This is a genomic window from Pseudomonas sp. IPO3749 (genome assembly GCF_013386605.1).
Classification (GTDB): domain Bacteria; phylum Pseudomonadota; class Gammaproteobacteria; order Pseudomonadales; family Pseudomonadaceae; genus Aquipseudomonas; species Aquipseudomonas azotoformans_A.
The window spans coordinates 1-12,674 of the sequence record NZ_JACARN010000131.1 but is presented as its reverse complement, the minus strand read 5'-3'; the positions used below and the strand labels follow the sequence as shown (position 1 = coordinate 12,674).

Here is a 12,674-nt window from a genome sequence, read left to right as displayed (position 1 = left end):
TGCAGGGAGACAGGCCCATGGTTACTTTTGGGCCTTTCCAAAAGTGACCCGCTGTAAGAGCGGAACCATAAGCCGCCGTTACATAAAAAATGGATATGTACTCAATCAAATCTGAAACCGCTGCCGCTCCGTCTCATACAACGGCTTCACCAACGCAAACTCATGATCAATCTGATCCACCAACGCCCCCAAATCCGCATTGGACTCAACGGATTCAACCTCCAACCGCTGACACAACTGCGCCAACCGCACCGCCCCAAGATTCCCACTACTCCCCTTGAAACTATGCGCAATCCGCCCCAACGCCTTCGCATCATCCCTGGCCTTGCGCAGCGCCTCGACACGCTTCTGGGAATCATCAAGAAAGGTATCCAGCAACTTCGGATACTCGCCTTCCATGACTTCCTGCAAACCCGACAGCACCTGCGGGTCCAGATGTAGATCAACCACTTGCTCGCTCCTTGATCAAGAATCGGCGGATTATGCCAGAGCCCCCCAGCAAAACTCCACGCACACACTGCGCCCACCATCCGACCAGCCTACATCGCTGCTCAACTGACGTACCAGGCTCAAGCCCCGGCCAGACAGACGGTCGATATCCAGCGGCCGCGCCAGCACCTGCTCCACATCAAACCCCGGACCGCTGTCTTCGATGCGCAAGGTCATCTTCCCACCCGCCGCCGTCGGCACCACCTGCACATGCACCCGGATATACCCGCTGTCGAGCTGCGCCAGGCGGTCATTACGCTGACGGTAATACTCGGCAAACCCCTGGGCATCACGCTTGAGCCGAGAATCCAGGCCCAGTACGCCATGCTCCAGCGCATTCGAATACAGCTCAGCCATGACGCTGTACAACGCCCCGCTCTGCTCGCGCAGGCCATGGATCTCCAACAACAGTTGCAGCAGATAGGGCAACGGGTTGTAACGCTTCAACGTTTCAGCGCGGAATTCGAAACTCACCGACCAATCCAGCGGGCACGACTGCCCACTGTCCGCATACAACGGGCCCGAGGCACGCAGAGGCTGGCCAGGCTGCAAGGTGATTTCCACAAGGCTCACGTCATCGCGCACTTCACCGCGAAACGCCGCCAGTGCCTGTTCGATATCTTCAAATAAACGATCAGGCTCGCGATTGGCGGCAAACACCTGCTGCAAACGTTCGGCGCCGAACAGTTGGTCGTTGGCATCGGCGGTATCCAGCACGCCATCGGACAACAGGAACACCCGATCACCCAGGGCCATGGGCCAGACTTCAGTACGATCATCAAAGGCTTCGGCCGATAGCACGCCCAGCGGCAAATGCCGCGATTCCAGCGGCGTGCGTTTGCCGCTGGCGATTTCATGCACGTAGCCTTCGGGCATCCCGCCGTTCCACACCTCCACCACCCGCCGCTGCGTGCTCAGGCACAACAGAGTGGCGCAGCAGAACATGTCCACCGGCAGGATGCGCTTGAGCTTGGCGTTCATCTCGCGCAGGGTCTGCGCCAGTCCGTAGCCCTTGGCCGTCATGCCGTAGAACACTTCAGCCAGGGGCATGGCGCCCACCGCCGCCGGTAGGCCATGGCCAGTGAAGTCGCCGAGCAGCACATGCATATCGCCGGACGGCGTGTAAGCCGCCAGCAGCAGGTCGCCGTTGAACAGCGCATAGGGCGATTGCAGGTAACGGATATTCGGCGCGGCGTTGATACAACCCGAATGCGCAACCTTATCGAACACCGCCTTGGCCACCCGCTGCTCATGCAGAAGATAGTCGTGATGCTTGGCGATCAGGTCGCGCTGTTGCAGGACCGTGGCTTGCAACCGGCGCAGGCGGTCCATGGCGTTGATCTTCGCCGCGAGAATCAGCTGGTTGTAGGGTTTGGGCAGGAAGTCATCACCACCGGCATCCAGGCACTGGGCCAGGGCTTCGCTCTCGCGCAGGGAGGTGAGGAAAATCAGCGGCACCAGCTCTTCGCCCGCCAACTGCTTGATTCGCCGCGCCGCCTCAAAGCCATCCATCACCGGCATCAGCGCGTCCATCAACACCAGTTGCGGGCGCTCACGGGTAAACACTTCGACTGCCTCAGCGCCGTTAGTAGCCGTGAGCACCTGATGACCCTGGCGCCGGATGATGGTCGACAGCAACAGCAGGTCGGCGGCGCTGTCTTCGGCGATCAGGATCGTCAGCGGTTCAAGGACCGGGGCCAGGGCGCTCAACTGATGTCGAACAGTTTGTCGAAGTTGGAGATGGCGAGGATCTTGCGCACGTCGGAGTTACTGTTGACTACCCGGACCTCCGCCTCGTCGCCACCGGCGTGGTCACGCAGGAGCAGGAGCATGCCCAAGGCGGAACTGTCCATGTAGGTAGTTTCCTTCAAATCGACGACGTACAACTCGGGCACCTTGTAGAAACGCTCGTAGGCATCACGAAACGTCTGGTGGCTGCCGAAATCGAACCGGCCCTTGACCGCGATCGTCAACTTCTTCCCATCCAGGGATACTTCTGACTCGACTGACATGCGACTGCTTCCTTGTCTTTGGCAATGACACAAGGTTTAGCAGGTGAAGGCGCCGCGGGCAACTTTCAATAGACGTCTTTGCGCGGCATGCGCTGGGACAGTTCGTCGAGCAGCTTTTGCTCGCGCTTGTCTTCAAGCGCGCGTGCTTCGTCGATATAGCGCTGCACCAGTTTGCGCAGGCCTTCAACCCGGGCAAACGCCGCTTGCCAGCTTTCGCGGGCTTTATCGAGGTTGTTCTGGTGCCAGGCCAGGCTTTGGCGCTGCTGGCCGACGGCCGTTTCCAGTTGGTTGAGAAAGCCCTGATAGCCCATCAGCCATTGGCCGGACACACCTTTAGAGCCCCGCTCGATCCACTGCTGCTGGTACTCGCCGCGAAAGCGCTCGAGGTCGCCCAGCTTGCTTTCCGCCAAGCGCACCTGCCCCTGGAAGTAACCCAGGCGCTGCACGGCGGTTTTCTCGGCCTTTTCGGCCATGTCCACCACCGGTGCCAGGCGCGCGGCGCGGCTGTTGGCCATGGCTTAGCCGCCCGGCGCCGGGGCGAAGATCGACTGCAGGTGCGCTTCGCTTTCGCCCATGCTGATCTTGTCGTTGAGGCCCTGGCGCAGGTAGGTCACCAACTGCGGTTGCAGGGCGATGGCCAGGTCGGTGTCGCGATCGCCGCCCGCCACGTAGGCGCCGACGCTGATCAGGTCGCGGCTCTGTTGGTAGCGCGACCACAGCTGCTTGAACTGTTGTGCGCGGATCATGTGTTCCGGCGTCACCACCGCCGGCATCACCCGGCTGATGGACGCTTCGATATCGATGGCCGGGTAATGCCCTTCTTCAGCCAAGCGCCGCGACAGCACGATGTGACCGTCGAGCACGCCCCGCGCCGAGTCGGCAATCGGGTCCTGCTGGTCATCGCCTTCGGACAGCACGGTATAGAACGCGGTGATCGAGCCACCCCCGGCTTCGGCGTTACCGGCACGCTCCACCAGTTTGGGCAGCTTGGCGAACACCGACGGCGGATAGCCCTTGGTGGCCGGCGGCTCACCGATGGCCAGGGCAATTTCCCGCTGGGCCTGGGCGAAACGTGTGAGCGAGTCCATCAGCAACAGGACGTTCTTGCCCTTGTCGCGGAAATATTCGGCGATGCGCGTGCAGTACATGGCGGCGCGCAGGCGCATCAGCGGTGCATCGTCCGCTGGAGACGCGACGACGACCGAGCGCTTGAGGCCTTCTTCACCCAGGCTGTGCTCGATGAATTCCTTCACCTCGCGGCCCCGCTCACCGATCAGCCCGACCACGATGATGTCGGCCTCGGTAAAACGCGTCATCATGCCCAGCAGTACTGATTTACCTACGCCGGTACCGGCAAACAGGCCCAGACGCTGGCCACGGCCGACCGTCAATAATCCGTTGATGCTGCGAATGCCCACGTCCAGCGGCACGCTGATGGGGTTACGGTTGAGCGGGTTGATGGTGGGGCCGTCCATCGGCACCCAGTCTTCGGCTTTCATGCCACCTTTGCCATCCAGCGCGCGACCGGCGCCGTCAAGCACGCGGCCGAGCATGCTCATGCCCATCGGCAGGCGGCCGGTGTCGGCCAAGGGCACCACGCGGGCGCCGGGGGCAATGCCCGCCAAACTGCCCACGGGCATCAGGAAAATCTTGCTGCCGGAAAAGCCCATTACCTCGGCTTCGACCTGCACCGGGTGATAGCTGTCGTCGTTGATCACCATGCAGCGGCTGCCCATGGCGGCGCGCAGGCCCTCGGCTTCGAGGGTCAGGCCGACCATGCGCAGCAGGCGTCCTTCAAGGATCGGCTGGCCAGGCAACTCGGTGGCTTCGGCGTAACCACTCAGGCGCTTGGCGAAGCTGGTGCGATCAAGGCGCATCAGGGGCGTCCAGGTCCAGGCTGAGGTCCGGCTCTGCCGGGTTCAATACCTGCTCGTGGGCCTGGTCCAGCAGCTTGGCCATGATCTGGCTTATGCGGGTTTCCACCGTGGCATCAATACGACTGTGCTCGGTCTCGACGCGGCAACCACCGGGTTGCAGCGACGCGTCCTCGACGATGCGCCAGGTTTCTTCATGGCGCTCGCGCAGGGCTTTGACCTGTTCGAAATCCTGCGGATTGATGTACAGCCGTACATTGCCGACGCCCAGGGGCAGCAGCTTGAGGGCTTCGCGCATCACGCTTTCGATATGGCTGGAGTCCAGCACCAACTCGCGTTGGATCACCTGGCGGGCGATGTGCTGCACCAACTCGACCATGGCTTTTTCGATCTGCGAGTCCTGCTCGGCGATGGGGTCGAACAGCCCGCCCATCAAGCGCTCCAGGCTGGCCAACTTGACGCTCAGCGCCTCCTCGGCTTCCTGGCGGACCTTGAGGGTGGTGCTGCGAAAACCATCTTTTTCACCCGCCGCGAAGCCCTCGTTGTAAGCCTCCTGGCGGATCGCTTCCAACTCTTCCAGGGTCAGTGGCTGGACTTCATCCAGCGGCACTTCTTCCATTTCCGCCGGTGGCTCTTCAACCGGTTCAGGCTCGGGCTCGGGCACATGCGGATCGAAGCTGGGCAACGACCAGATGTCGAACCCACCGACGTCCCGTGCGCGAATCAGATCGCTGGGCGCCTCATCTTTGTTCGACATGAGAGGCGCCTTAGATCATTTCTTCGCCGCCCTTCCCGCCGAGAACGATTTCTCCGGCTTCGGCCATACGGCGGGCAATGGTGAGGATTTCTTTCTGCGCGGTTTCCACGTCGCTGACGCGTACCGGGCCTTTGGCTTCCAGGTCGTCGCGCAACAGTTCCGAGGCGCGCTTGGACATGTTCTTGAAGATCTTTTCCTTGACGCCTTCGTCCGACCCCTTGAGGGCCAGCACCAGCACGTCGGAGGACACTTCGCGCAGCAACGCCTGGATGCCACGGTCGTCGACATCGGAGAGGTTGTTGAACACGAACATGAGGTCTTCGATCTGGCCGGACAGGGTGTCGTCGATCTCGCGGATCGAGTCCATCAACTGGCCTTCGACCGAGCTGTCGAGGAAGTTCATGATGTCGGCCGCGCGCTTGATACCGCCCAGGGTGGTGCGCGAGGCATTCGAGTTGCCGGAGAACTGCTTCTCCAGAATCGTGTTGAGTTCTTTCAGGGCCGCCGGCTGCACGGTGTTAAGCGACGACACGCGCAGGATGATGTCCAGGCGCACTTTATGGTCGAAGTGGCCGAGCACTTCACCGGCCTGGTCCGGGTCGAGGTAAGCCACCACGATCGCCTGGATCTGCGGGTGCTCGTAGCGGATCACGTCGGCCACGGCGCGCGGTTCCATCCATTTCAGGCTGTCGAGGCCGCTGGTATTGCCACCCAGTAAGATGCGGTCGATCAGGCCGTTGGCCTTGTCTTCGCCCAGGGCCGAGGTGAGCATCTTGCGGATGTAGCTGTCGGAGCCGACGCCCAGGCTGGTCTGGTCGCCGACGATCTCGACGAACTCGCTCATCACCTGCTCGACTTGCTCGCGGTGCACATTGCGCATCTGCGCCATGGCCACGCCGACACGCTGAACCTCTTTAGGGCCCATGTGGCGCAGCACTTGGGCGGCGTCGGTTTCACCCAGGGACAGCAGCAAGACTGCGGCTTTGTCGACCTTGGTGAGCTTGGCAACAGCGGCTCGATTATCACTCATCTGCGTTGATCCACTCTTTCACGACCTGGGCCACACGGCCCGGGTCTTCTGCCACCAGACTCTTGATTGCGTTCAGCTGAGCGTCGTAACCCTCGCTCGGGCTTGGCAACAGGATGCTTTGCGGGCCGCCGAGGCTCACGCGGTCGTTGGCCAGTTCGCCGTCCAGGCCGCCCATGCCACCCAATTCCACGTCGCCACCGGCCAGGGCCAGCTGTTTCTTGCCGTTGCCGGTGATGTTGTTGAGCACCGGGCGCAGTACGCCAAACACCAGCACCAGGATGAACAACACGCCCAACACTTGCTTGACGATGTCCCAGAACCACGGCTGCGAGTAGAACGACGGTTCAGCGATCACTTCGCCACGCTCGGCGGAGAACGGCATGTTGATCACGCTGACGCTGTCACCCCGACTGGCGTCAAAACCTACAGCGTCCTGCACCAGGCGAGTGAAGCGCGCCAATTCGTCGGCGGTCCAGGGGGCACGGGTAACGGCGCCGTCAGCGGCATTGACCTTGACTTGGTCATCCACCACCACCGACACCGACAGGCGATTGACGCGACCCTGTTGCTGCTTGGTGTGGCTGATGGAGCGGTCGAGTTCGAAGTTCTTGGTGGACTGGTTACGCTTGTCCGCCGGGTACGGGGCCAGCATCGGCTGGCCGGTGGCCGGGTCCATGATCTGCTGGCCGTTGGCGTCCAACAATGGCTGACCTGGCTGGATCGCGCCAGCGCTGGCAGTAACGCCACCGGTGGTTTGCGGCGCAGAGGCCGGGGCTGGCGGCTGGTTGCTCAGGGCACCCGGCACACCTTGCGGCGGACCATTGGCGGCGGTGCGTTGTTCGCTGGTGGACTGCTCGCTGCGCAAAGCAGGCTGGTCCGGATTGAACTGCTCGGAGGTCGACTCGACGGCGCTGAAATCCACATCGGCGGACACTTCAGCCTTGTAGCGATCGTTGCCCAGCACCGGTTGCAGGATGTTGTGCACACGCTGGGTGAGCATGCTTTCGACGCGGCGGCTGTAGTCAAACTGCTTGCCGGCTTGAGTCAGCGCGGAGTTTTCGCCCTGATCGGACAGCAGGTTGCCCTTCTGGTCGACCACCGTGATCTGCGACTTGCTGAGTTCTGGCACGCTGGTGGCGACCAGGTTGACGATCGCCAGGACCTGACCAGGCTCCAGGGAGCGGCCGGCAAACAGCTCAACCAAGACCGAAGCGCTTGGCTTGCGCTCGTCGCGCACAAATACCGAGCTTTTCGGAATAGCCAGGTGCACGCGGGCACCCTTGACGTTGTTCAGGCTGGAGATGGTGCGCGCGAGTTCGCCTTCCAGGCCACGACGGTAGCGGGTGGCTTCCATGAACTGGCTGGTGCCCAGGCCCTGGTCCTTGTCGAGGATCTCGAAACCGATGTTGCTGTCGGACGGGGTCACGCCGGCGGCGGCGAGTTTCATGCGCGCACGGGCCACGTCGTCGGCCTTGACCAGCAGGGCCCCGGAGTTGGGTTCCACGGTGTAGGCGATGTCGGCGGCGGCCAGGGTTTCCATGATCTGCTTGGAATCCATGCCCGCCAGGCTGCCGTACAGCGGCCGGTAATCAGGTTGCTGCGACCACAACACCACGGCAAAACCAATCGCCACGCTGGCCGCCAGGCCGACCATCAGGCCCACCTGACGCAGCATGGTCATTTCGGAGAGGTTTTCCAGGAACGACAGGCCAAACAGCGGCGGCTTGCCGTCTGCCTTGGCGGGTGCGTTGTCCACGACTGCTTCTGCCATGACTTAAATCTCGTCCTTAAACCGGCATCTGCATGATGTCTTGGTAGGCCTGAACCAGCTTGTTACGCACTTGGGTCAGGGCCTGGAAGGAAACGCTGGCTTTTTGCGAGGCGACCATCACATCGGTGAGGTCCACGCCGCTTTTGCCGATTTCAAAGGCGTTGGCCAACTGGCTGGAGGCTTGCTGGGTGTCACTGACTTTGTTGATGGCCTGGCCGAGCATGTCGGCAAAGCTGCTTTGGCCCAATTCCGGCGCTGGCGCGACGGATTTCGGCTGAGCCATGGCATCCATTTGCATGGAGCGCATATCCAACATCAACCGATTGAACTCAATACCCTGGCTCATGAACTTCTCTCTCCGACAACCCGCATGTTTTTTGACGCTACGCCGCAATTACTAGGGGAGGTAGCAACAAGGGTGCCAGCTCTGTACCAACTCGTAAGAAAAGGCGACAAACCTTGTCGACCTTGTTACCGGTTATGTGGCGAACAGATACGCTTCCACATCCATCCCGGCATCGCGCATCTGCGCCAGCTTGTAGCGCAAGGTGCGCGGGCTTATCCCTAAGCGTTCGGCAGCCTCTTTGCGACGACCGCGCTCAGAGCGCAGGGTGTCGATGATCATTTGGAATTCACGGCGACGCAGGTCGTCGCCCAGGGCGCCAGCGGTCTCGGTTTCGACCACCCCGGGCGCCGGCGCCAAGGTCGGCAGCGGCGCAGCACCACTGCCCATCGCCAGGCAAAAATCCTGGGGCTGGATCAGCCCGCCCTGTTGCAGGATCAGCGCGCGCTGGATGGCGTTGTCCAATTCCCGCACATTACCGGGCCACGGATAGCCGATCAGGCACGCCTGAGCCTCGACCGACAGGCGCGCCTGGGCATGCTTCATTTTTTTGACGTGGTTGTTCAGCAGGCGCTCGGCCAGCGGAATGATATCTGCCGGGCGCTCGCGCAACGGGCGCCAGGCCAGCGGGAACACCGAGAGCCGGTAGAACAAGTCTTCACGGAAACGCCCCGCCGCCACTTCGCCCGCCAGGTCGCGGTTGGTGGTGGCGACCACGCGGATATCCAACTGGATCGGCTTACGCGCGCCGACGCGCTCAACCTCACGCTCCTGCAGCACCCGCAGCAACTTGGCTTGCAGGCCCAGGGGCATTTCCGAAATCTCATCGAGCAGGATGGTGCCGCCGTCGGCCTGTTCAAACTTGCCTGCCTGGGCCGCGATGGCGCCGGTGAAGGAGCCCTTTTCATGGCCGAACAGCGTGGCTTCAAGCATGTTGTCGGGGATCGCCGCGCAATTGATCGCGATAAACGGCTGCTTGGCGCGGGTCGATTGCTGGTGGATATAACGCGCCAGCACCTCCTTGCCGGTGCCGGACTCGCCGGAAATCAACACAGTGGAATCGCTGCGCGCCACGCGGGCCGCCAGCTCCAGCAATTGTGCGCTGGCCGGCTCGAAGGCAATCGGGCCTTCGCCTTCACTGGCCGAGATCACGCCCAAGGCATGCCGCGCGACCAGTTCGATCAGCGCTTTAGGTTCGAAGGGTTTGACCAGGTAATCCGCCGCACCTTGACGCATGGCGTCGACCGCACGCTCAACGGCGCCATGGGCAGTCATCAGCAACACCGGCAACTGCGGCTGACGCGCACGCAGCAGGCCGAGCAACTGGTGGCCGTCCATGCCGGGCATGTTGACGTCACTGACCACCAGGCTGAAGGACTCCTGCTCCACCGCCTCCAAGGCGTCCTCGGCAGAACCGACCGCCCGGTAGTCATGGCCCGCCAACAGCAGCGTGTCAGCCAATGCTTCACGCAGGGCGCGATCGTCTTCCACCAACAGAACCTTGATAGCCATAACCTTTCTACTCCGCGCTTGCCGCGCTGGAAAACAGCGGCAAGGTCATCAATGCACAGGTGCCACGCCCAACGCGGGAATGCAGTTGCAATTCTCCCTGATGGGCACGTGCCACTGCCTTGACCACGGTCAGGCCCAGGCCCGTACCGTTGGTCTTGGTGGTGAAAAACGGTTCGCCCAGGCGCTGCAACACAGCGGGCTCGATACCACTGCCGCTGTCGCTGATGCACAGGCGCAGGTTTTGCCCACGGTTGTACAGGTGCACCTTGAGCCGCGCGCCGGGGCCGCTGGCCTGGGTGGCGTTTTCAATCAGGTTGAGCAGCGACCCCACCAGCGTGTCGCGGTTGCACAGCAACTCACCGAGATGGCTGTCGCACTGCCAGCGCACCTGGACGTCCTGGATATGGGTGGCGGCGGCCGCTTGCAGGGCCTGCATCAACGCGGACGGCGTGATGCGGTCGGTGAGCGGCAATTCGCCACGGGCAAACACCAGCATGTCGCGCACCTGGTGCTCCAACTCATGCAGGCGCTCCTTGAGGCGACCGGCAAACCGTTGATGGGTGGCCGCGGGCAATTGCTCATCAGTCAAATGACTGGCGTAGATCAGGGCAGCCGACAGCGGCGTGCGGATCTGATGCGCCAAAGAAGCGACCATGCGCCCCAGGGAAGACAAACGCTCATGCCGCGCCAACTGGTCTTGCAGGTGACGGGTTTCAGTCAGGTCGTTGAGCAGCACCAGTTGGCCCGGCTCCGCGTCCAGGGAACGGGTGGCGATGGACAAACGGCGGCCATCCTTCAGGGAGATTTCGTGACCGTCATCTTCACGCGGCGCAAAGCAGCGGGTGATGACATGCCGCCACAGCTCGCCTTCCAGCGGCAGGCCAAGCATGTCGCAGGCAGCCGGGTTGGCTTCGCGCACACGGCCTTCTTCGTCGATGACGATCACACCGCCAGGCAGCAGTGACAGCAGATTTTGCAGACGGTTGGCCAGGCGCTCTTTCTCGGCCAGCTCTTCCATGCGCTGGGCACTGACCACCGCCAACTCGCCTTTCAGCTCGGACACCCGGGCTTCAAGCAGGCTGTAGGAATCGGTCAATTGGCTGGACATCTGGTTGAACAGCGAAAAGGTCTGTTCCAGGCCCTGGCGACTTTGCTGTTCTACAGAAGGAACCAGCCCCGCAATGGCAGGACTGGAAGAATGTTGGGCGGCGTGGGGCATCATGCTCTCTCGCTTGGCTGACCGTCAGTTAAACGGAACGTTGCGAGGGCTGTAGCAATACCCGTGCCTAAAAAAAATAGGCTTAGTTTTCAGTCAGTTGAAAAACAGGCGTCAATCATCCGCCTGTTCATCACCTTCTTTGCGGCTCATACCGTACTTGCGCATCTTCTCCACCAGGGTGGTGCGACGAATACGCAGGCGCTCGGCGGCACGGGCGACGATGCCGTTGGCGTCGTCCAGGGCCTGTTGGATCAGGCCTTGTTCCAGGTTGCCGAGGTAGTCCTTCAGGTCCAGGCCTTCGGGCGGCAACATGGCCGTGTTGCTGAAGTCCGGAGCATGACCATTGATGGCCACCCGTTCTTCCATGTCACTGCGCAGGCTGTCGACCAGTTGCTCGTCTTCGTCGTCGACATAACGGAATTTTTTTGGCAGTTCGACCACGCCGATTACACCGTAGGGGTGCATGATCGCCATGCGCTCCACCAGGTTGGCCAGCTCGCGCACGTTGCCCGGCCAGCCGTGGCGGCACAGGGACATGATCGCGGCGGAGTTGAAGCGGATCGAACCGCGCTTCTCGTGCTCCATGCGCGAGATCAGTTCGTTCATCAGCAGCGGGATGTCTTCCACGCGCTCGCGCAGCGGGGCCATCTCGATCGGGAATACGTTGAGGCGGTAGTACAGGTCTTCGCGGAAGCTGCCGACCTCGATCATGCTTTCGAGGTTCTTGTGGGTGGCCGCGATGATGCGTACGTCGACACTCTGGGTCTTGTTGCTGCCCACGCGCTCGAAGGTACGCTCCTGCAGCACACGCAGCAGCTTGACCTGCATCGGCAGCGGCATGTCGCCGATTTCGTCGAGGAACAGCGTACCGCCGTTGGCCAACTCGAAACGCCCGGCACGGCTGGTGATCGCACCGGTAAAGGCGCCCTTCTCGTGGCCGAACAGTTCGCTTTCAAGCAGCTCCGCCGGGATCGCCCCGCAGTTGACCGGCACGAAAGGCCCGTCGCGGCGCTTGGAGTGGTAATGCAGGTTGCGCGCGACCACTTCCTTGCCGGTGCCGGACTCGCCGAGGATCAGCACGCTGGCGTCGGTGTCGGCCACTTGCTGCATCATCTGGCGCACGTGCTGGATGGCACGGCTAGTGCCGACCAGGCTGCGGAACAGGTTGGGTTCGCGATGGCGACCGCGCTCGCGGGCCTGGTCGTACATCTCGCGGTAGACCTGGGCACGGTGCAGGGAGTCGAGCAATTTGCTGTAGCTGGGCGGCATTTCCAGGGTGGAAAGTACCCGGCGGCGCTGGTCTTCAGGCAGGTCGACGGAAGAAATATCGCCCATCAGCAACACGGGAAGGAACTCATCCCAGGTTGACAGTGTCTTTAACAAGCCCAAAACAGCGCCAGGAGCGTTTACCGTCCCGATCAGCACACAAATGACTTCACGGCTCGATGACAATGAGCTGACCGCCTGCTGCCAATCATGGCTGCCGCAGGGCAGATTTTCTTCGCCAAGAAAATTCAAAATCACCGCTAAATCGCGGCGGCGGACGCTATCGTCATCAATCAGCAGAATTTTGGTTTCACGCCACATGCAATAGCAACTTCCCTAGTAAAACTTCCTGCCCAGGAATGCGGGCAATCGAGACACTTGTAAGATTAATTACTTACTAG

The 12,674-nt window shown here is 61.7% G+C and carries 12 protein-coding genes; all 12 read right to left on the bottom strand.

Going from position 1 to position 12,674, the window contains the following annotated elements; all coding sequences use genetic code 11:
• Positions 1–105: 105 nt before the first annotated feature.
• The 12 genes from HX812_RS31380 to HX812_RS31325 all read right to left on the bottom strand — a co-directional run bounded on the left by HX812_RS31380 (position 106) and on the right by HX812_RS31325 (position 12,594).
• Entirely contained in the window at positions 106–450 is a 345-nt protein-coding gene (locus tag HX812_RS31380) for an Hpt domain-containing protein (RefSeq protein WP_038847749.1), read from the bottom strand.
• Positions 451–480: 30 nt separating this feature from the next.
• Positions 481–2,199 carry a fused response regulator/phosphatase gene (locus tag HX812_RS31375; protein ID WP_038847748.1) on the bottom strand — a complete coding sequence of 573 codons (1,719 nt, stop codon included), beginning with the start codon at positions 2,197–2,199 and terminating at the stop codon, positions 481–483.
• Positions 2,196–2,501 carry an STAS domain-containing protein gene (locus HX812_RS31370; RefSeq protein ID WP_038847747.1) on the bottom strand — a complete coding sequence of 102 codons (306 nt, stop codon included), beginning with the start codon at positions 2,499–2,501 and terminating at the stop codon, positions 2,196–2,198. The genes HX812_RS31375 and HX812_RS31370 overlap by 4 nt, the downstream gene beginning before the upstream one ends.
• Positions 2,502–2,566: 65 nt before the next feature.
• Positions 2,567–3,016: a flagellar export protein FliJ gene (gene fliJ, locus HX812_RS31365; RefSeq protein ID WP_016975640.1), complete on the bottom strand. Its 450-nt coding sequence runs from the start codon at positions 3,014–3,016 to the stop codon at positions 2,567–2,569.
• A 3-nt stretch (positions 3,017–3,019) separates the two neighbouring features.
• Positions 3,020–4,378 (bottom strand): flagellar protein export ATPase FliI, encoded by a 1,359-nt coding sequence (gene fliI / locus HX812_RS31360; RefSeq protein ID WP_038847746.1) that lies wholly within the window; start codon positions 4,376–4,378, stop codon positions 3,020–3,022.
• Entirely contained in the window at positions 4,368–5,132 is a 765-nt protein-coding gene (fliH, locus tag HX812_RS31355) for a flagellar assembly protein FliH (protein WP_038847745.1), read from the bottom strand. The genes fliI and fliH overlap by 11 nt, the downstream gene beginning before the upstream one ends.
• Positions 5,133–5,142: 10 nt before the next feature.
• On the bottom strand, positions 5,143–6,162 hold the full coding sequence (gene fliG / locus HX812_RS31350; RefSeq protein WP_010563975.1) for a flagellar motor switch protein FliG: 1,020 nt from the start codon (positions 6,160–6,162) through the stop codon (positions 5,143–5,145).
• Positions 6,155–7,933, bottom strand: a complete 1,779-nt coding sequence (gene fliF, locus HX812_RS31345; RefSeq protein ID WP_038847743.1) for a flagellar basal-body MS-ring/collar protein FliF — start codon at positions 7,931–7,933, stop codon at positions 6,155–6,157. Before fliF ends, fliG begins: the two co-directional genes overlap by 8 nt.
• 16 nt (positions 7,934–7,949) lie before the next feature.
• On the bottom strand, positions 7,950–8,279 hold the full coding sequence (gene fliE, locus HX812_RS31340) for a flagellar hook-basal body complex protein FliE (RefSeq protein ID WP_015885194.1): 330 nt from the start codon (positions 8,277–8,279) through the stop codon (positions 7,950–7,952).
• 132 nt (positions 8,280–8,411) lie between these two features.
• Positions 8,412–9,788, bottom strand: a complete 1,377-nt coding sequence (locus HX812_RS31335; protein WP_038847741.1) for a sigma-54 dependent transcriptional regulator — start codon at positions 9,786–9,788, stop codon at positions 8,412–8,414.
• Positions 9,789–9,795: 7 nt separating this feature from the next.
• Positions 9,796–11,007, bottom strand: a complete 1,212-nt coding sequence (locus HX812_RS31330) for a PAS domain-containing sensor histidine kinase (protein WP_038847751.1) — start codon at positions 11,005–11,007, stop codon at positions 9,796–9,798.
• Positions 11,008–11,118: 111 nt separating this feature from the next.
• Positions 11,119–12,594 (bottom strand): sigma-54 dependent transcriptional regulator, encoded by a 1,476-nt coding sequence (locus HX812_RS31325; protein ID WP_016975634.1) that lies wholly within the window; start codon positions 12,592–12,594, stop codon positions 11,119–11,121.
• Positions 12,595–12,674 lie beyond the last annotated feature (80 nt).

What these genes read in the sequence shown, in the direction of transcription:
- HX812_RS31370 (WP_038847747.1), bottom strand. Translation starts at nt 2,501, where the DNA reads ATGTCAGTCGAGTCAGAAGTATCCCTGGATGGGAAGAAGTTGACGATC.
- fliJ (WP_016975640.1), bottom strand. Translation starts at nt 3,016, where the DNA reads ATGGCCAACAGCCGCGCCGCGCGCCTGGCACCGGTGGTGGACATGGCC.
- fliI (WP_038847746.1), bottom strand. Translation starts at nt 4,378, where the DNA reads ATGCGCCTTGATCGCACCAGCTTCGCCAAGCGCCTGAGTGGTTACGCC.
- fliH (WP_038847745.1), bottom strand. Translation starts at nt 5,132, where the DNA reads ATGTCGAACAAAGATGAGGCGCCCAGCGATCTGATTCGCGCACGGGAC.
- fliG (WP_010563975.1), bottom strand. Translation starts at nt 6,162, where the DNA reads ATGAGTGATAATCGAGCCGCTGTTGCCAAGCTCACCAAGGTCGACAAA.
- fliF (WP_038847743.1), bottom strand. Translation starts at nt 7,933, where the DNA reads ATGGCAGAAGCAGTCGTGGACAACGCACCCGCCAAGGCAGACGGCAAG.
- fliE (WP_015885194.1), bottom strand. Translation starts at nt 8,279, where the DNA reads ATGAGCCAGGGTATTGAGTTCAATCGGTTGATGTTGGATATGCGCTCC.
- HX812_RS31335 (WP_038847741.1), bottom strand. Translation starts at nt 9,788, where the DNA reads ATGGCTATCAAGGTTCTGTTGGTGGAAGACGATCGCGCCCTGCGTGAA.
- HX812_RS31330 (WP_038847751.1), bottom strand. Translation starts at nt 11,007, where the DNA reads ATGCCCCACGCCGCCCAACATTCTTCCAGTCCTGCCATTGCGGGGCTG.
- HX812_RS31325 (WP_016975634.1), bottom strand. Translation starts at nt 12,594, where the DNA reads ATGTGGCGTGAAACCAAAATTCTGCTGATTGATGACGATAGCGTCCGC.